Consider the following 18,993-nt stretch of genomic DNA (forward strand, 5'->3'; position numbering starts at 1 on the left):
CATTTCGGTTACTCGGTGCTCATGGACGCGGCCTTTCTGTCACCCTGTCCGCGTCGTGCGTGCCGAGGGCGCGCGTCCGCACTGTCCGGGGAGCCGTCATGGTGGCCATTCCGACGCAACGGGAGACGCTCTCCCGTGGCGGTGACACGGCTGCGCAGCAGCGCGCTCAGGCGCGTACCCAGGCGCATGCGACCTTGTCCGGAAGCCCCCTCGCGCCGGGCTCCGCCCGTGGGCTGGCGCGCGCGGCGCTCACGGAGTGGCGGGAGCTCGGACTGACCGTTCCCGACCGCCTCGCCGACGACGTCCTGGTGGTCGTCAGCGAACTGGTCACCAACGCCGTCGTGCACGCGGGCACCGATGTCGAGCTGGTCTGCCGCCTGGAGCCGGAGACCGGCGCGTGCGTCGTCGAGGTGTCCGACCAGCACCCCTCGCGCGCCCCCCGCGACCACGCCGGCGAGGCGCCGTACGAACCCCCGGAGTACGGCCGCGGGCTGCGGCTCGTCGCCGCGCTCGCCGAGGAGTGGGGCATCACCTACCGCACCGGAGTCAAGACGGTGTGGGCACGGCTGCCCGCCGAGGGCGACGAGGAGGACACCGAGGCGTACCACGCGGAGCCCGGCCTCGGCGTCGCCGAGATCCTCGCCCCCGACCCGCAGCGCGCCGAACGCGACCGCGAATGGCTGGGCCGCGGCGCCCTGTCCTTTCTCGCCGAGGCCTCCGACCTGCTCGCCGGGCAGCTCGACGAGGACCTGGTCGCCGCGCTCACCGGGCAGCTGCTGGTACCCCGGCTGGCCGACTGGTGCGCGGTGTGGCTGGAGGACGAGGCCACCGTGCGGGGCGGCTGGAGCGACGGCACGGGCGCTGCCGGACCGCGGCTCGCCCGCGTCTGGCACGGCAGCGAGAACCACCTCGAGGAGCTGCGCCGCGCCCTGGAGAAGGACCCTCCGCAGCCCACCGAGGACTTACGCTCCGGCCCGGTCCCCTACCCCTGGCCCGCGCAGGCCCTCGGCCCCCGCGCGACCGACGGCGCCGCGCTCGCCTACCGCCTGATCGCCGGCGGCCGCCCGCTGGGCACGCTCGTCATCGGCCGGACCGGGCTGACGCGCTTCCCCGACGAGATCACCGGGCTGGTGGAGGACCTGAGCCGACGGGTGGCGCTCGGCATCGGCGCGGCCCGGCAGTACGCCCGCCAGGCCACCATCAGCGCCGTGCTCCAGCGCGGGCTGCTGCCCGGCGCGGTCGCCGAGATCCCCGGGGTGCGCAGCGCCCTCGTCTACGAGCCCTGCGACCAGGGCGGCCCCAGCGGAGACTTCTACGACCTCTTCCCGGCCGGCGACGGCCGCTGGTGCTTCGCGGTGGGCGACGTACAGGGCAAGGGCCCGGAGGCCGCCGTGGTCATCGGACTCGCCCGGCCCTGGCTGCGGCTGCTGGCCCGCGAGGGCTACGGCGTCGCCGACGTCCTGGACCGTCTCAACCAGCTCCTCCTCGACGACGCCACCGAGGCCGCCGACGCCGCCGCCCGGGCCCTCGTGGGCCCCGTCGCCCCCGGCGACGACCCCCAGACCCGCTTCCTGTCCCTCCTGTACGGCGAGCTCGTCCCCTTCGACGGCGGCGTCCGCTGCACCCTCGCCAGCGCCGGGCACCCGCTGCCGCTGCTGCTCACCCGCGCCGGAGACGTCCGTCCGGTCGCGCGCCCGCAGACCTTGCTCGGTGTCATCGAGGACGAGACGTACACCAGCGACACCTTCGAGCTGGAGCCCGGCGACACGCTGCTGTGCGTCACCGACGGGGTGACCGAGCGGCGCTGCGGCTCGCGCCAGTTCGACGACGGCGACGGGCTCGCCGCCGCACTCGCCGACTGCGCCGGGCTGGACGCCGGCTCGATCGCCGAGCGCATCCAGCTGCTCGTGCACGAGTTCGGGGCACGCCCGCCCGAGGACGATCTGGCCCTGATGGTGCTCCAGGCGCAGTGACGGCGGGCAACCGAGCCCCGCCGGCCCGGCGGGGCAACCGCCCGAATGCCGGCCGGTGGGGCAACCGCCCGGGTGCTGGACAATGGAAGGCATGCCTTCCGCACTCCCCGACGGCGAGCCCGTCCCCGCCGACGGCGCACTGCCCGCACAGGCGCTCGCCGGGGCGGCCGACCGCCCGCTCGGCTTCTACCTTCACGTCCCGTACTGCGCGACCCGCTGCGGGTACTGCGACTTCAACACCTACACCGCGACCGAGCTGCGCGGCACGGGCGGAGTCCTGGCCTCCCGGGACAACTACGCGGACACGCTGATCGACGAGATCCGACTCGCCCGCAAGGTGCTCGGCGACGACCCGCGCGAGGTCCGCACGGTCTTCGTCGGCGGCGGCACGCCGACCCTGCTGGCCGCCGGCGACCTCGTACGGATGCTGGGGGCCGTCCGCGACGAGTTCGGCCTGGCGCCGGACGCGGAGGTCACCACGGAGGCGAACCCGGAGTCGGTCGATCCGGCGTATCTGACGGCCCTCAGGGAGGGCGGCTTCAACCGGATCTCCTTCGGCATGCAGAGCGCGCAGCAGCACGTGCTGAAGGTCCTCGACCGGACCCACACCCCCGGCCGCCCCGAGGCGTGTGTGGCCGAGGCCCGTGCGGCCGGCTTCGAACACGTCAACCTCGATCTGATCTACGGCACCCCCGCCGAGTCCGACGACGACTGGCGGGCGTCGCTGGACGCGGCGCTCGGCGCGGGTCCGGACCACATCAGCGCCTACGCGCTGATCGTCGAGGAGGGCACCCAGCTCGCCCGCCGGATCCGCCGCGGCGAGATCCCGATGACGGACGACGACGTGCACGCCGACCGCTACCTGATCGCCGAGGAGGCCCTGTCCGCGGCGGGCTTCGAGTGGTACGAGGTGTCCAACTGGGCCACCTCGGAGGCCGGCCGCTGCCTGCACAACGAGCTGTACTGGCGGGGCGCCGACTGGTGGGGCGCGGGCCCGGGGGCGCACTCGCACGTGGGCGGGGTGCGCTGGTGGAACGTCAAGCACCCGGGGGCGTATGCGGCGGCGCTGGCGTCGGGGAAGTCGCCGGGGGCCGGGCGTGAAGTGCTGTCCGAGGAGGACCGCCGGGTGGAGCGGATCCTGCTGGAGCTGCGGCTGCGCGAGGGGGCACCGCTGTCCCTGCTCAAGGAGGAGGGGCTCGAAGCATCCCGCAGGGCCCTGTCGGAGGGGCTTCTGAAGCGCGGGCCCTACGACGACGGGCGGGCCGTACTGACACTGCGCGGGCGGCTGCTGGCGGACGCGGTGGTGCGGGACCTGGTGGACTGATCACTCCGGCGAGTGAATGCCCCCGGAACGCCGGTTCGGTCAATAACCTGGTTCGTAGGCTGCCGCTGACAGTACGCGGCGAATGTGGAGGCCACGGAGATGACCGCTGTGGACGAACGTGGAGTCGCAGAGTTCTTCGAGGGGTTCGAACCGCCCGACGGACTCAAGGTGGAGCTCCTGCGGGGGGAAATCGTGATGATGGCGAGCCCTGATCTGGTCCATAACCTGATCGTGATGCTGCTCGGGAGGCAGATCCCTCTTCAGCACTGGTACAGCCTTCAAACCCAGGACGTCGACATCATCGACGAAGCCAGCGAGCCTGTCCCGGATCTTGTGGTCGTCGCTCCCGAAATCCTGCCTGCTTCGGGTCGGCTCCTCCCGGCCAGTCTCATCACGATGGTCGTCGAGGTGGTCTCGAAGACCAGCGTCGAGAGGGACTACTGCGTCAAGCGCTCCATCTATGCGGCAGGTGGGATTCCCGTATACCTCATCGTCGATCCGGTCATGGCGCAGTGCGTCCTGCTGACGCGGCCCGAAGGTGAGGGGGAGCGGGCCGACTACAAGGGGCAGACCAAGAGGAAATTCGGCGAACTCCTGCGGATCGAGGCGCTGGGCGTCGAACTGGACACCAGCGGGTTCGGCACGCTCCCCGATGTCAAGCCCCACCGCTTCCCGCTGCCGTGACGAAGTCGATCAGCTCCTCCACCCTCCCCAGCAGCTCCGGCTCCAGGTCCTTGTAGGACCCCACCCGCTTCAGGATCGCCTGCCACACCGCCCCGGTGTTCTCCGACGGCCACCCCAGCGCACGGCACACGCCCGTCTTCCAGTCCTGGCCGTGCGGGACCGTGGGCCAGGCCGGGATGCCCAGCGCGGCCGGCTTCACCGCCTCCCAGATGTCGATGTACGGGTGGCCCACCACCAGCGCGTGCTCGCTGGTCACCGACTCCGCGATCCGCCACTCCTTCGTGCCCGGCACCAGGTGGTCCACCAGCACGCCCAGCCGCGCGTCCGGGCCCGGAGCGAAGGACTCGACGATCGACGGCAGGTCGTCGACGCCCTCCAGGTACTCCACGACCACGCCCTCGATGCGCAGGTCGTCGCCCCAGACCTTCTCGACCAGCTCTGCGTCGTGCCGCCCCTCGACGTAGATCCGCCCGGCGCGGGCCACGCGCGCGCGTGCACCGGGGACGGCGACCGAACCGGAGGCCGTCCGGGTGGGCCGTACCGGCTCACCGGACGACGGCCGTACCAGGGTCACCACACGTCCCTCCAGCAGGAAGCCCCGGGGCTCCAGCGGGAACACCCGGTGCTTGCCGAAGCGGTCCTCCAGGGTCACCGTGCCCGCCTCGCAACGGATCACCGCCCCGCAGAAGCCGCTCCCCGGCTCCTCGACCACCAGGCCGGGCTCGGCCGGCACCTCCGGCACGGCCTTCGGCTTCTTCCACGGCGGGGTCAGGTCGGGGGAGTACGAACGAAGGCGCGGGCCCGAAGGGCCCTCGTCGGAAGGGCGGTGGCGGGAGACGGGTGGGAGGGGCGGGCCCGAAGGGCCCTCATTGGAAGGGCGGTGGCGGGAGACGGGTGGGAGGGGCGGGCCCGAAGGGCCCTCATTGGAAGGGCGGTGGCGGGAGACGGGTGGGCGCATTCGGGTGACGATAGGAGAAGTCCTGCGCCGATCAGCGCGACACGCCGAAGCGTGCCGCCAGGGCGTCCCGCTGGGCCCGGACGTAGGCGGCGTCCACCACCGCTCCGTGACCGGGGACGTACAGGGCGTCCTCGCCGCCCAGTGCCAGCAGCCGGTCCAGGGCGTCGGGCCACCCGGACGGCACGGCGTCGGGGCCGGCCTGGGGTTCGCCGGACTCCTCGACCAGGTCGCCGCAGAACACCACCGGACGCTCGCCCGGCACCACCACCGCCAGGTCGTGCGCGGTGTGGCCCGGGCCCACGTTCGCCAGCAGCACCTCCCGGCCGCCGTCCAGGGCGAGGGTCAGCCGGCCGGAGACCTCGCGGCCGGGCCGTACCAGGGCCGCCACCGCCTCGTCCGCCGCCCGCGCGTCCAGCCCGTTGCGCACGGCGTCCGCGCGCAGTTCCGCACGCCCGTGCACGCCGTCGAACACGGTCCGTGAGCCCTCGGCCGCGAAGACCTCCGCGTCCTCGAACCGGGCCGCCCCGAAGACGTGGTCGAAGTGCGGGTGCGTCAGCGCGAGAAGTGTCACACGGTCACCGCCGAGCTCCCGCGCCTGGGCCCGCAGCCGCGCGCCCTCCGCCAGGCTCGACCCGGCGTCCACCAGCAGCGCCGAGCCGCCGGAGACGACCAGCCCGACCGTGCAGTCCCACACCGGCAACCGCACCCGGCCGACGCCCTCCGCCAGCCGCTCCCACCCCAGCTCTTCCCAAGTCACCGTCATGCCGCGACGCTAGCCCTCCCGGCACCGGCCTGCCGGCACCAGCCTTGCCGCCGATGTACCCGACGGCCGTACACTGGGCCCGGGAATGCTGGCACTCGTATGCGCCGAGTGCCAGGCGGGAGCCGAGGAAGATTCTGGAGGTGCGCGCGATGCTCAGTGAGCGACGGCTTCAGGTGTTGCGTGCCATCGTCCAGGACTACGTCGGCACCGAGGAGCCGGTCGGCTCCAAGGCCCTCACCGAGCGGCACAACCTCGGCGTCTCCCCGGCCACGGTCCGCAACGACATGGCGGCCCTGGAGGACGAGGGCTACATCGCCCAGCCGCACACCAGCGCGGGCCGCATCCCCACCGACAAGGGCTACCGCCTCTTCGTCGACAAGCTCGCCGGGGTCAAGCCGATGACCGGGCCGGAGCGGCGCGCCATCCAGAACTTCCTCGACGGCGCCGTCGACCTCGACGACGTGGTGGCCCGTACGGTGCGGCTGCTGGCGCAGCTGACCCGGCAGGTCGCCGTGGTGCAGTACCCGTCGCTGACCCGTTCGACCGTGCGGCACGTGGAGCTGCTTGCGCTCGCGCCCGCGCGCGTGATGCTGGTGCTGATCACGGACACCGGGCGGGTCGAGCAGCGGATGATCGACTGTCCGGCCCCGTTCGGCGAGACCTCGCTCGCGGACCTGCGGGCGCGGCTGAACAGCCGGGTCGCCGGCCGACGCTTCACGGACGTGCCGCAGCTGGTGGAGGATCTGCCCGAGGGCTTCGACCTCGAGGACCGCGGGACGGTCTCCACGGTGCTGTCCACGCTCCTGGAGACCCTGGTGGAGGAGAACGAGGAGCGGCTGATGATCGGCGGCACCGCCAATCTGACCCGCTTCGCACACGACTTCCCCCTCACCATCCGGCCCGTTCTGGAGGCGCTGGAGGAACAGGTCGTCCTGCTGAAGCTGCTCGGCGAGACACAGGATCCGGGCATGACCGTGCGCATCGGTCACGAGAACGCCTACGAAGGACTCAACTCCACGTCCATCGTGTCGGTGGGCTACGGTTCGGGCGGCGAGGCAGTCGCCAAGCTCGGCGTGGTCGGACCGACCCGCATGGACTATCCGGGAACGATGGGAGCGGTACGCGCAGTGGCACGGTACGTCGGACAGATCCTGGCGGAGTCGTAAGTGGCCACGGACTACTACGCCGTTCTCGGCGTGCGTCGCGACGCGTCGCAGGAAGAGATCAAGAAGGCCTTCCGGCGGCTCGCGCGCGAGCTGCACCCGGACGTCAACCCCGATCCGAAGACGCAGGAGCGGTTCAAGGAGATCAATGCCGCTTACGAGGTGCTGTCGGACCCGCAGAAGAAGCAGGTCTACGACCTCGGCGGCGACCCGCTCTCGCAGTCCGGCGCGGCCGGCGCGGGCGGGTTCGGGGCCGGCGCCTTCGGCAACTTCTCCGACATCATGGACGCGTTCTTCGGCACCGCGTCGCAGCGCGGACCGCGCTCGCGCACCCGCCGGGGCCAGGACGCCATGATCCGGCTGGAGGTGGAGCTGGACGAGGCGGCCTTCGGCACCACGAAGGACATCCAGGTCGACACCGCCGTCGTCTGCAACACCTGCAACGGCGAGGGCGCGGCGCCGGGCACCTCCGCCCAGACGTGTGACATGTGCCGTGGCCGCGGTGAGGTCTCGCAGGTCACCCGGTCCTTCCTGGGCCAGGTCATGACCTCCCGGCCCTGCCCCCAGTGCCAGGGCTTCGGCACCGTCGTGCCGACCCCGTGCCCGGAGTGCGCGGGCGACGGCCGTATCCGCGCCCGGCGCACGCTGACGGTGAAGATCCCGGCCGGCGTGGACAACGGCACGCGCATCCAGCTCGCGGGCGAGGGCGAGGTCGGCCCCGGCGGCGGTCCGGCCGGTGACCTCTACGTCGAGATCCACGAGCTGCCGCACCCGACGTTCCAGCGGCGCGGCGACGACCTGCACTGCACGGTCACCATTCCGATGACCGCGGCGGCCCTCGGCACCAAGGTGCCGCTGGAGACCCTGGACGGCCTGGAGGAGGTCGACATCCGCCCGGGCACGCAGTCCGGCCAGTCGATCCCGCTGCACGGCCGGGGCGTCACGCATCTGCGCGGCGGCGGCCGGGGCGACCTCGTCGTCCACGTCGAGGTCCAGACCCCGAGCAAGCTCGACCCCGAGCAGGAGCGCCTGCTGCGCGAGCTGGCCAAGCTGCGCGGCGAGGAGCGGCCGCAGGGGCAGTTCCAGCCCGGGCAGCAGGGGCTGTTCTCGCGGTTGAAGGATGCGTTCAACGGTCGCTGATGTGGGCTGCCGGGGGTCTGGGGGTTGTCCCCCGGGCGGGCACAGTCAGCCCGGGCAGCAGGGGCTGTTCTCGCGGTTGAAGGATGCGTTCAACGGTCGCTGACGTGGGCTTGTGATCGGGGAGAGGCGCCCGCTGCCGGCAGTGGGCGCCTCTCGCATATGCCGGAAGTCGGCCCGATTCGGAGCCTTGAGCAGGACGTGACACCATGCGCTCATGTCCTCCGCACTGACCGATCTCTTCCCGCACCCGATCGTGCAGGCCCCGATGGCAGGCGGTCCTTCCGGGCCGCGGCTCGCCGCCGCGGTGTCCGACGCGGGCGGGCTCGGGTTCCTCGCCGCCGGGTACAAGACCGCCGACGGGATGTACCAGGAGATCAAGCAGCTGCGCGGGCTGACCGGCCGCCCCTTCGGCGTGAACGTCTTCGTGCCCCAGTCCGAGCATGCGGAGTCGGGCGCCGTCGACCTCTACGCCCAGCAGCTGGCCGGCGAGGCCACCTGGTACGGCACCGAGCTGGGCGACCCGGAGTGCGCACGCGACGACGGCTACGACGTCAAGCTCGCCGTGCTCCTCGACGACCCGGTGCCGGTGGTCTCCTTCCACTTCGGCGTCCCCACCCGCGAGGTGATCGACGCCCTGCACCGGGCCGGTACCTTCACCCTGGTCACCGCGACGACCGTCGAGGAGGCGCTGGCCGTGCAGCGGGCGGGCGCGGACGCGGTGGTCGCCCAGGGTGTGGAGGCCGGCGGCCACCAGGGCACCCACCGCGACCTGCCGGAGAACGACGGCTCCGGCATCGGCGTGCTCTCCCTCGTCGCGCAGATCCGCGAGGCGGTGAACCTCCCCGTCGTCGCCGCCGGCGGCATCATGCGCGGCGGCCAGATCGCCGCCGTCCTCGCGGCCGGTGCGAGCGCCGCGCAGCTGGGCACCGCGTTCCTGACCACCCCCGAGTCCGGCGCGCACGACCTGCACAAGCAGGCCCTGACCGACCCGCTCTTCCCGCACACGGAGCTGACCCGCGCGTTCTCCGGCCGGCCCGCCCGCGGCCTGGTCAACCGGTTCATGCGCGAGCACGGCCCGTACGCGCCCGCCGCCTACCCGGAGATCAACTACCTCGCCGCCCCGCTGCGCAGGGCCGCCGCCGAGGCGGGCGACCCGCAGGGCATGGCGCTGTGGGCGGGCCAGGGCCACCGCATGGCCCGCGAGCTGCCCGCCGGGCAGCTGGTGGAGCTGCTGGCCGCCGAACTCGACGCCGTCCGGGCGGCGTTGTCGGTCCGTCGGCCGGCGGGAGGTGACGTGCGATGACGGCACCGGTGTTCGTCGTCGACGAACTCGTCGGGATCGGACCGGAGTTCGTGCTCGACGGACCCGAGGGCCGGCACGCGGTCTCGGTGAAGCGGCTGCGGCCCGGAGAGGACGTGGTGCTCACCGACGGGCGCGGACGCTGGATCGAGGGTGTGGTGAAGGCCGCCGAGGGCAAGGACCGGTTGGTCGTCATGGACCTGGAGACCCTGCACGAGGAACCCCCCGAGTCCCCCCGCATCACCGTCGTGCAGGCCTTGCCCAAGGGCGACCGCGGTGAGCTGGCGGTGGAGACCATGACGGAGGTCGGCGTCGACGCCGTCGTGCCCTGGCAGGCCTCCCGCTGCATCACGCAGTGGAAGGGTGAGCGCGGTCTGAAGGCGCTCGGCAAGTGGCGGGCGACCGCCCGCGAGGCGGGCAAGCAGTCCCGCCGGGTCCGCTTTCCGGAGGTCGCGGACGCGGCGTCGACCAAACAGGTTGCCTCACTTTTGGCCGAAGCGGACTTCGCCGCCGTCCTCCACGAGAGCGGCGAGGAGCCCCTGGCCCGCGCCGAACTCCCCGCCGGGGGCGAGATCGTGCTCGTCGTCGGCCCCGAAGGGGGTGTCTCCCCGGAGGAACTGGGGGCGTTCGAGGCGGCGGGCGCGAAGGCGTACGTCCTCGGGCGTACGGTGCTGCGTACATCGACCGCGGGGACCGCGGCGGCCGCCCTGCTGATGGGCCGGACCGGCCGCTGGTCCTGACAACCGCCGGTCCCGAACCGTAGAGGGATGCCGTGGAACTCGCCCAAGTCCGGCTGCTCGTCACCGACTTCGCCGCCGCCTACCGCTTCTACGCCGAGGTCCTGGGCCTCAAGCCGCAGTCCGGGGCGGCCGCGGGGCCGTACGAGAAGTTCAGCCCGGCCACCGGGTCGGCGGGCATCGCCCTGCAGGACCGGGCGATGATGGCCGAGGTGCTGGGCGAGCTCGGCGACGAGGCCAGCGGCCACCGCTCCCTGGTGGTCCTGCGCGTGGACGACCTCGACGCCTACTGCGCCGAGCTGACCGCCCGCGGCGCGACCCTGCTGCACGGCCCGGCCCCCATGACGGACCGCATGCGTGTCGCCCACCTCAAGGACCCGGAGGGCAACCTCGTGGAACTCCAGGAGTGGCTGCTGCTGCGCGGCTGACGGCGACGCCCTCGAACGGCTCCCAGCCGTCCACCTCCCCGGTGCCGGGCAGCAGCCCGCGCCGCCGGGCCTCGTCGACGAGGGCCCGGACGACGCCGGGTTCGCGCAGGTTGAGCAGGTTCCCGCGGCCGTCCGTGACACATCCCGAGTACCAGTGCCCGTCGGCGACATACCGTCCCTCACCGGCGCGGAAGACCAACCGGGTGGCCGGTCCGCCCTGGTACAGGGTGAGCACCTCCCGGCAGGGCTCCCCGTCACCGGGCCGGCCGCCGTGCCGGTGACGGACCGACCACAGGTACGCGGTGGTGCCGTCCACGACGAGTCGCCGAAGAGCGTGGTCCTTGCGCATCCGACCACCGTAGGCGGTTCGGGGCCGCGCCGGCCGACGGATTTCCGCGCGGCGCGACCGGCTCGGCGCGCCCGGCGCGACCGGCTCGGCGCGCCCGGCGCGACCGGCTCGGCGCGCGCGGCGACGACCGCCGCTGCGCCGTGGCCGGGTCCCGGCGTGCGGCGCGTGCGGCGCGTGTGTGGCCGTATGCGCTCTTCCACGTGGGGCGGGCCGGTGGCACGCTGGCGTGCATGGGGGTGTCGAGGTGGACGCGGCAACTGCCGCGCGGGCGGCGGGTGATGACCGCGGCGGGGCTCGTGGCTCTCGCCGCGGGCGGGGTCGTCGCATGTGATCCCGGTGGGCTGAGCACCGCGGCGGTGGCCTATACGACCGACCGCACGGCGACCGCCGAGCTGAACCGGCGGCACACCTCCGTGCGCTGGCTCAGCTGCACGGCCCACTACGACGACGGCGGCAGGACCGCCACGCCCGGGAAGCCGACGCCGTCGGCGTCCCGCGCCACCGTCGCCTCCGTCGACTGCCAGGGGGAGACCAAGGACGGCCGGAAGATCACCGTCACCGGCAGGGTCACCCGGGCCGTCAGCGGCGCCTGTGTGCGGGGGAACCTGACCGCCAAGGTGGGCGGCAGGGTGCTCTTCCACGTCAGTGGGCTCGGCGACTGCGACGCCACCACCGGCCCCACCTACCGGCCGCCCGGCACCCACGGGCAGCCGGGGCCGACGGTCACGGTCACCGTCACCCGGACCATCTGGTGCCAGGGCGACCCGACCTGCTGGCCGGTCCAGGGCAAGTGAGGTGCCCTGGCCACGGCGTGACGTGCGAAGGAGGCACGTCCAAGTGATCCGGACCCCTGTCCGCGGCCGCCGCCGCTGCGTAGGGTGATCGGGTGACTCAGTCCGCATCGTCTCTGCTGTCCGCGTCGACGGCGTACCTCCGTTTCCCCCATCTGTACGGCGAGTTGGTCGCCTTCACCGCCGAGGACGACGTGTGGCTCGCGCCGCTGGACGGCGGGCGCGCCTGGCGGGTCAGCGCCGACAACGTGCCGGTGAACCACCCCCGTATCTCGCCCGACGGCACCACCGTCGCGTGGACCTCCACCCGTGACGGCGCTCCCGAGGTGCACATCGCCCCGGTCGAGGGCGGGCCCGCCAAGCGCCTCACGCACTGGGGGAGCTGGCGCACCCAGGTGCGCGGCTGGACCCCGGACGGCCGGGTGCTCGCGCTGAGCACGCACGGCCAGGCGAGCCTGCGCCGCAGCTGGGCCCGTGCCGTCCCGCTGGACGGCGGACCGGCCACCACCCTGCCGTACGGTCCGGTCGGCGACATCGCGTACGGGCCGCACACCGTGCTGCTGTCCGCGCCGATGGGCCGCGAGGCGGCCTGGTGGAAGCGGTACCGGGGCGGCACGGCGGGCAAGCTGTGGATCGACACCGAGGGCACCGGCGAGTTCGTACGGCTGCACGAGGAGCTGGACGGCAACCTCGAGTACCCGCTGTGGGTGGGGGAGAGGATCGCGTTCCTCTCCGACCACGAGGGCACCGGCGCCCTGTACTCCTCCCTCGCCGACGGCTCCGACCTGCGCCGGCACACCCCGCTCGACGGCTTCTATGCCCGCCACGCCGCCACCGACGGGACCCGGGTGGTCTACGTCGGCGCGGGCGAACTGTGGCTCCTGGACGACCTCGACGGCGCCGAACCGCGCCGGCTCGACGTCCGGCTCGGCGGTCCGCGCGTGGACCTCCAGCCCTACCCGGTGAACGCCTCCCGCTGGTTCGGCTCCGCCGCCCCCGACCACACCGCGCGCGGCAGCGCCGTCGCCGTGCGCGGCGCCGTCCACTGGGTCACCCACCGCTCCGGCCCCGCCCGCGCGCTGGCCGCCGAGCCCGGCGTACGGGCCCGGCTGCCGCGCACCTTCCGCGCCGAGGGCGAGATGTGGGTGGTGTGGGTGACGGACGCCGAGGGCGACGACGCCCTGGAGTTCGCGCCCGCCACCGGTCCGGCCCCCGGCGCGACCCCGCGCCGGCTGGCCGCAGGGCGGCTCGGCCGGGTCCTGGAACTGGCCATGGCCCCCGACGGCAGCCGGGCCGCGGTCGCCTCCCACGACGGGCGGCTGCTGCTCGTCGAACGCGAGAGCGGCGAGGTCCGCGAGATCGACCGCAGCGAGCACGGCGACGTCACCGACCTCACGTTCTCCCCCGACTCCACCTGGCTGGCCTGGTCCCATCCCGGCCCGCGCCCGCTCAGCCAGATCCGGCTCGCCCACACCACCGACCTGTCGGTCACCGACGCGACCCCGCTGCGCTTCCAGGACTACGCCCCCGCGTTCACCCTGGACGGCAAGCACCTCGCCTTCCTCTCCCACCGCTCCTTCGACCCCGTCTACGACGAACACGTCTTCGACCTGGCGTTCGTGGAGAGCTCCCGTCCCCATCTGATCACCCTGGCCGCGACCACGCCCTCCCCGTTCGGGCCGCAGCGGCACGGCCGGCCGTTCGAGGTCTCCGACAAGGAGGAGACCCCGGACAGCGAGGGCACCCCGACGACGAGGATCGACCTCGACGGCCTCGCCGACCGCATCGTGCCCTTCCCGGTCGAGGCCGCCCGCTACTCCAACCTGCGCGCCGCCCGCGACGGCGTGCTGTGGCTGCGGCACCCGGTCACCGGAGTGCTCGGCGCCTCCCGCGCCACGCCCGACGACCCCGACCCGAAGACCGAGCTGGAGCGCTACGACCTCACCCAGCAGCGCATCGAGCACCTCGCCGCCGACGCCGACCACTTCGAGGTCAGCGGCGACGGCAAGCGGGTCCTGCTGTGGACCGACGGCAAGCTGAAGGTCGTACCCAGCGACCGGCGCGCCTCCGGCGACGAGGACAGCGACTCCAACATCACCGTCGACCTCGGCCGGGTCCGGCAGACCGCCGACCCGGCCGCCGAGTGGCGGCAGATGTACGAGGAGACCGGCCGCATCATGCGGGACAACTTCTGGCGGCCGGACATGGGCGGCGTCGACTGGGACGGCGTCCTCGACCGCTACCGGCCCGTCCTGGACCGCCTCGCCACCCACGACGACCTCGTGGACCTGCTGTGGGAGGTGCACGGCGAACTGGGCACCTCGCACGCCTATGTCACCCCCTACGGGAGCTTCGGCGACGGCCCCAGGCAGGGCCTGCTCGGCGCGGACGTCTCCCGGCACGAGGACGGCAGCTGGCGCATCGACCGGATCCTGCCCTCGGAGACCTCCGACCCCGAGGCGCGCAGCCCGCTCGCCGCGCCCGGTGTCGCGGTGCGCGCCGGGGACGCGATCGTGGCGGTCGGCGGCCGTCCGGTCGACCCGGTGACCGGGCCCGGTCCGCTGCTCGTCGGTACGGCGGGCAAGCCGATCGAGCTCACCATCTCCCCGTCCGGCGGCGGCGACCCGCGTCACGCCGTCGTGGTGCCCCTCGCCGACGAGGAGCCGCTGCGCTACCACGCATGGGTGGCCGACCGCCGCGCCTACGTCCACGAGAAGTCCGGCGGCCGGCTCGGCTACCTCCACGTGCCGGACATGCAGGCCCCCGGCTGGGCGCAGATCCACCGCGACCTGCGCGTCGAGGTGGCCCGCGAGGGCCTGGTCGTGGACGTCCGGGAGAACCGCGGCGGCCACACCTCCCAGCTCGTGGTGGAGAAGCTGGCCCGGCGGATCGTCGGCTGGGACCTGCCCCGCGGCATGCAGCCGGAGAGCTACCCGCGCGACGCGCCGCGCGGCCCCGTCGTCGCCGTCGCCAACGAGTTCTCCGGCTCCGACGGCGACATCGTCAACGCGGCGATCAGGGCGCTGGGCATCGGGCCGGTCGTCGGCACCCGCACCTGGGGCGGCGTCATCGGGATCGACAGCCGCTACCGCCTGGTCGACGGCACCCTGGTCACCCAGCCGAAGTACGCCTTCTGGCTGGAGGGCTACGGCTGGGACGTCGAGAACCACGGCGTGGACCCGGACGTGGAGGTCGTCCAGCGGCCGCAGGACCACGCGGCGGGCCGCGACACCCAACTCGACGAGGCGATCCGGCTCGCCCTGGAAGCCTTGGAAACCACCCCGGCCAAGACACCACCGTCCTTGCCGTGACCGCCCGGGGGCTGCCGCCCCCGGAACCCCAGCGGCCTGAACGGCCTCGCCCTCAAGCGCGGACGGGCTGGTTTTCGCCCCCATCGGTAACATGCCCCCGTACTCGATCACTCCGGAGGAGCACCCATGGCAGGGGAACCCCAGGACGACTGCCTGTTCTGCAAGATTGTCGCGGGGCACGTCCCGGCGACGATCGTCCGCGAGACGGACACCACCGTCGCCTTCCGCGACATCAACCCCCAGGCACCCACGCACGTCCTGGTGATCCCGAAGGCGCACTACAAGGACGCCGCCGTCCTCGCGGCCGGCGCCCCGGAACTCGCCGCGGACGTGCTGCGCGAGACCCAGGCGATCGCCGACGAGGACAAGCTCGAGAGCTACCGCATCGTCTTCAACACCGGCCCCGGCGCCGGCCAGACCGTCTGGCACGCCCACGCCCACGTCCTCGGCGGCCGCGGCCTGCAGTGGCCCCCCGGCTAGGGGGTGTCTTGTCGATCAGGCCGGATCAGGGAGCGGTGGCTGGTGCCGTACATCGCAAGGCGGAGGAGGGAGTCGATACGGAGCATCGGCGACCGACGACAACGCGGCGAGGTGCGGTGCCAGGCGCCGCGAGCCCGGCATGATCGACGAGACACCCCCTAGGACCGGCCAGGAGACATGTCCGTGCGTGAACTCGTCGTCCTCGGTACCGCCAGCCAGGTCCCGACCCGCCACCGCAACCACAACGGCTATCTGCTGCGCTGGGACGGCGAGGGCATCCTGTTCGACCCCGGCGAGGGCACCCAGCGGCAGATGCTGCACGCCGGGGCCGCGGCGCACGACCTGAACCGGATCTGCGTCACCCACTTCCACGGGGACCACTGCCTCGGCCTGGCCGGGGTGATCCAGCGCATCAACCTCGACAAGGTGCCGCACCGGATCACCGCGCACTACCCGCGCTCCGGCCAGCGCTTCTTCGACCGTCTGCGGTACGCCACCGCCTACCGTGAGACCGTCTCGCTCACTGAGGCCCCGGTCGACGCCGACGGCACCCTCGCCGCCACGGAGGCGTACACCCTCCAGGCCCGCCGGCTCTCCCACCCCGTGGAGTCCTTCGGTTACCGGCTCGTCGAGCCCGACGGGCGCCGCATGCTGCCCGACCGGCTCGCCGCGCACGGGATCAAGGGCCCGGACGTGAGCCGCATCCAGCGGGAGGGGTCGCTGAACGGCGTCCCGCTGGAGGCGGTGAGCGAGGTACGGCGCGGACAGCGGTTCGCGTTCGTCATGGACACCCGGCTGTGCGAGGGGGTGCACGCCCTGGCCGAGGGCTGCGACCTGCTGGTGATCGAGTCCACCTTCCTCGACGGGGACGAGAGGCTGGCCGAGGAGTACGGCCACCTGACGGCCGGCCAGGCGGCGCGGGTGGCGCGGGACGCGGGCGTACGGCACCTGGTCCTGACCCACTTCAGCCAGCGCTACACCGACCCCGAGGAGTTCGAGCGGCAGGCGCGGGCGGCCGGGTTCGAGGGCGAGCTGACCGTGGCATCCGACTTGCTCCGAGTGCCGCTTCCGAAACGACGGTGACCAGGCCGTACGATGCTCTGATGCCCCTGCCCAAAGCAGAACTGCACCTGCACATCGAAGGCACCCTGGAGCCCGAGCTGGCTTTCGAGCTGGCCGCGCGCAACGGCGTGACGCTGCCGTACGCCGACACCGACCAGCTCCGCGAGGCCTACCGGTTCGAGGATCTTCAGTCCTTCCTGAACCTGTACTACGAACTGATGGCCGTCCTGCGCACCGAGCGGGACTTCGAGGACCTGGCGAACGCCTATCTCGCGCGGGCCGCCGCACAGGGCGTGCGGCACGCCGAGATCTTCTTCGACCCGCAGGCCCATATCGCGCGCGGGGTCGGCATGGGGACGGTCGTCGAGGGCCTGTGGCGGGCGCTGGGCCACAGCGCGGAGAACCACGGGATCTCCACCAGGCTCATCATGTGCTTCCTGCGCGACCAGTCCGCCGAGTCGGCCCTGACGACGCTGGACGCGGCCAAGCCGTACCTCGACCGGATCACCGGCGTCGGACTCGACTCCGCCGAGGTCGGGCATCCGCCGGTGAAGTTCCGCGCGGTCTACGAGGCCGCCGCCGCCCTCGGGCTGCGCCGCGTGGCGCACGCCGGTGAGGAGGGCCCGCCGGAGTACATCACCGAGACGCTGGACGTGCTCGGCGTGGAGCGCGTCGACCACGGGCTGCGCTGCCTGGAGGACCCCGCGCTGGTCGAGCGGCTCGTCCGCGAGCGGATCCCGCTGACCCTGTGCCCGCTGTCGAACGTACGGCTGCGCACCGTCGACACCCTGGCCGACCACCCGCTGCCCGCCATGCTGGACGCCGGTCTGCTGTGCACGGTCAACTCCGACGACCCGGCCTACTTCGGCGGCTACGCCGGCGACAACTTCGCCGCCGTCCACCGCACCCTGGGCCTGACCGAGGAGCGGCTGCGCGAACTGGCCCGCAACTCCTTCCTCGCCTCCTTCCTGGAGGACGACGAGGAGCGGCGCGCCCGCTACCTCGCCGAGGTGGAGGCGTACCAGTTCGGGGACGCGGTGTCGTAGGCGCTGCGCACGGCCGCGGCGGGCGCCTCCACCGGGACTTCCACGACCGGCAGGAGCCGCCTGCCCGCGCGCAGCGCCACCGCCGTCAACGGCACGGCGGTCAGCAGCAGGAGGAGGGCCAGCACCTCGCCCATCACGGGGAAGCCCGCGCGTCCCGCCAGCAGGCTCCCGGTCAGCGGGCCCGCCGCCGTGCCCAGGGAGCCCGCCGAGCCGACGAACACCGCCCAGCGGCCGCGCGGGTCGAGTGAGGCGGCGAGGCAGATGACGTACGTCTGCACCACCGGGTAGAACAGGTTCCAGGCGATCTCCCCGCCCGCGAACGCGGGCAGGTCGGTGGCGGAGGCGCTGAGCGCTATACAGGCCGCGATCAGCACCGTACCGCCGCCGATGGGCACCGCCCGGCCGAACCGGGTGCCGAGCACGCCCGCGCCGGCGACCCCGACCAGTCCGGCGCCGAGCGCCACCGCGAACACCGCGCCCACGGTGACCTCGGTGAGATGCGCCTGTACGAGTCCGAGCCGGCCGCTCACGCCCCACAGGGCGTTCTGCGCGAGGGACCAGCAGGGCATGCTCGCGGCCAGCAGCAGCCCGGCGCGGCGATGGGGGAGCCGCCGCTCGCCGGCCACGGCCCGGTCCGGGACCGCGGGGCCGGTCAGGCGGCCGGTGAGCGGCCAGACGGCGAGCGCGGTCAGGGCGATCGCCGCCAAGGGGAGGCCGTGGCCCGCCCCGAGGTGAGGCAGCGTCAGATACAGGGCGCCGGCGAGGGCGGAGACACAGAGCAGGCCGTACGTCGTGACGCGGTGCGGGTCGCGATGAGCGGCGAAGCCACTCACGGCGACCGCGGTGAGCGTGCCCGAGCCGAACCCGCCGGCCACCGCACCGGCGACGACGGCCGGTACGACGGTGGTCAGGGCCGCGCCGCCGTAGCCGAGGAGGGCGAGCGCGAGGCCGAGGCGGGCGAGCGTACGCCCCCCGATCCGGTCGACCCGGGAAGCCAGCAGGAAACCCGCCGTCGCCGAACTCAGCAGCAGCGCAGTGCCGATGGCACCCGCCTGGGTGGCGGTGAGCGGAAGGCCGCTCTCGAGCCTGCCGACGGTGGTCGGCAGCAGATAGGGGGCGAGGTTCCCGGCCATGAACAGGGCGACGAGGGACCAGGGCAGGGGGCGGCGGGCGGACACGGGCGTTCCCAGAAAACGGCTCAGAACAACGGGACTCGGAAAAGAGAGAGGGGCGACGGTCGTCGACGGACGTGCCCGCGCGAACAAGTTGTACCAAGCACGTGGTTCGGGAAAGAACAGCGAGCGATGCGATCTGCGTCACGTTTTGGTTTGCGAGGTGAGGGTGCGGGTAGTAGAGACGATCTTTCGTTCCTGTATGTGTACGGCATTCATGAGAGGGGATGGGGAGGGATAGCCTGGTGGGCGGCGCCCTCGCCGGCCCCGCCGACGCCCCGACTCCCCGTCCCCGGCCTCAAGGCCTTCCTC

At 73.1% G+C, this 18,993-nt stretch carries 17 protein-coding genes; 13 read left to right on the plus strand and 4 right to left on the minus strand.

Annotation, left to right across the window (positions count from 1 at the left end; translation table 11 throughout):
• The first annotated feature begins 98 nt into the window (after positions 1–98).
• The 3 genes from R2S09_RS06080 to R2S09_RS06090 all read left to right on the plus strand — a co-directional run bounded on the left by R2S09_RS06080 (position 99) and on the right by R2S09_RS06090 (position 3,981).
• Positions 99–1,973 (plus strand): ATP-binding SpoIIE family protein phosphatase, encoded by a 1,875-nt coding sequence (locus R2S09_RS06080; RefSeq protein ID WP_316740075.1) that lies wholly within the window; start codon positions 99–101, stop codon positions 1,971–1,973.
• A gap of 91 nt (positions 1,974–2,064) precedes the next feature.
• Positions 2,065–3,297 carry a radical SAM family heme chaperone HemW gene (hemW, locus tag R2S09_RS06085; protein ID WP_306187124.1) on the plus strand — a complete coding sequence of 411 codons (1,233 nt, stop codon included), beginning with the start codon at positions 2,065–2,067 and terminating at the stop codon, positions 3,295–3,297.
• 99 nt (positions 3,298–3,396) lie between these two features.
• A complete protein-coding gene (locus R2S09_RS06090) occupies positions 3,397–3,981 on the plus strand; it encodes a Uma2 family endonuclease (RefSeq protein ID WP_306187122.1) in 585 nt (194 codons plus the stop codon).
• Here the strand turns inward: R2S09_RS06090 and R2S09_RS06095 are convergent.
• Positions 3,953–4,723 (minus strand): DUF3097 domain-containing protein, encoded by a 771-nt coding sequence (locus R2S09_RS06095; protein WP_316740076.1) that lies wholly within the window; start codon positions 4,721–4,723, stop codon positions 3,953–3,955. The genes R2S09_RS06090 and R2S09_RS06095 overlap by 29 nt on opposite strands.
• 247 nt (positions 4,724–4,970) lie before the next feature.
• Complete coding sequence (locus R2S09_RS06100; RefSeq protein WP_306187119.1) at positions 4,971–5,702, minus strand: MBL fold metallo-hydrolase; 732 nt, start codon at positions 5,700–5,702, stop codon at positions 4,971–4,973.
• A 149-nt stretch (positions 5,703–5,851) separates the two neighbouring features.
• On the opposite strand from R2S09_RS06100, the gene hrcA reads away from it, so the two are divergent.
• From hrcA to R2S09_RS06125, 5 genes are all read left to right on the plus strand, one after another.
• Positions 5,852–6,868, plus strand: a complete 1,017-nt coding sequence (gene hrcA / locus R2S09_RS06105; RefSeq protein WP_306187117.1) for a heat-inducible transcriptional repressor HrcA — start codon at positions 5,852–5,854, stop codon at positions 6,866–6,868.
• A complete protein-coding gene (dnaJ, locus tag R2S09_RS06110) occupies positions 6,869–8,005 on the plus strand; it encodes a molecular chaperone DnaJ (RefSeq protein WP_306187115.1) in 1,137 nt (378 codons plus the stop codon).
• A gap of 214 nt (positions 8,006–8,219) precedes the next feature.
• Positions 8,220–9,308 carry a nitronate monooxygenase gene (locus R2S09_RS06115; protein WP_306187114.1) on the plus strand — a complete coding sequence of 363 codons (1,089 nt, stop codon included), beginning with the start codon at positions 8,220–8,222 and terminating at the stop codon, positions 9,306–9,308.
• Positions 9,305–10,045 (plus strand): 16S rRNA (uracil(1498)-N(3))-methyltransferase, encoded by a 741-nt coding sequence (locus R2S09_RS06120; protein WP_316740077.1) that lies wholly within the window; start codon positions 9,305–9,307, stop codon positions 10,043–10,045. The genes R2S09_RS06115 and R2S09_RS06120 overlap by 4 nt, the downstream gene beginning before the upstream one ends.
• Before the next feature lie 32 nt (positions 10,046–10,077).
• Positions 10,078–10,470, plus strand: coding sequence for a VOC family protein (locus tag R2S09_RS06125; RefSeq protein WP_306187111.1), 393 nt, complete (start codon positions 10,078–10,080; stop codon positions 10,468–10,470).
• Here the strand turns inward: R2S09_RS06125 and R2S09_RS06130 are convergent.
• Entirely contained in the window at positions 10,412–10,819 is a 408-nt protein-coding gene (locus R2S09_RS06130) for a hypothetical protein (protein ID WP_316740078.1), read from the minus strand. The genes R2S09_RS06125 and R2S09_RS06130 overlap by 59 nt on opposite strands.
• Positions 10,820–11,049: 230 nt before the next feature.
• Between R2S09_RS06130 and R2S09_RS06135 the strand changes: the two genes are divergently transcribed.
• From R2S09_RS06135 to R2S09_RS06155, 5 genes are all read left to right on the plus strand, one after another.
• A complete protein-coding gene (locus tag R2S09_RS06135) occupies positions 11,050–11,613 on the plus strand; it encodes a hypothetical protein (RefSeq protein ID WP_316740079.1) in 564 nt (187 codons plus the stop codon).
• 164 nt (positions 11,614–11,777) lie between these two features.
• Positions 11,778–14,921 (plus strand): S41 family peptidase, encoded by a 3,144-nt coding sequence (locus R2S09_RS06140; protein WP_399143924.1) that lies wholly within the window; start codon positions 11,778–11,780, stop codon positions 14,919–14,921.
• 126 nt (positions 14,922–15,047) lie between these two features.
• Positions 15,048–15,401, plus strand: a complete 354-nt coding sequence (locus R2S09_RS06145) for a histidine triad nucleotide-binding protein (protein WP_306187104.1) — start codon at positions 15,048–15,050, stop codon at positions 15,399–15,401.
• 177 nt (positions 15,402–15,578) lie between these two features.
• Complete coding sequence (locus R2S09_RS06150; protein ID WP_306187103.1) at positions 15,579–16,484, plus strand: ribonuclease Z; 906 nt, start codon at positions 15,579–15,581, stop codon at positions 16,482–16,484.
• 20 nt (positions 16,485–16,504) lie between these two features.
• On the plus strand, positions 16,505–17,509 hold the full coding sequence (locus tag R2S09_RS06155; protein WP_316740081.1) for an adenosine deaminase: 1,005 nt from the start codon (positions 16,505–16,507) through the stop codon (positions 17,507–17,509).
• On the opposite strand, the gene R2S09_RS06160 is transcribed toward R2S09_RS06155, so the two are convergent.
• Positions 17,461–18,687, minus strand: a complete 1,227-nt coding sequence (locus R2S09_RS06160) for an MFS transporter (RefSeq protein ID WP_316740082.1) — start codon at positions 18,685–18,687, stop codon at positions 17,461–17,463. The genes R2S09_RS06155 and R2S09_RS06160 overlap by 49 nt on opposite strands.
• Between the last annotated feature and the right edge of the window lie 306 nt (positions 18,688–18,993).

This window comes from Streptomyces sp. MK7, assembly GCF_032658145.1.
In the GTDB taxonomy this organism is placed as follows: Bacteria; Actinomycetota; Actinomycetes; order Streptomycetales; family Streptomycetaceae; genus Streptomyces; species Streptomyces spiralis.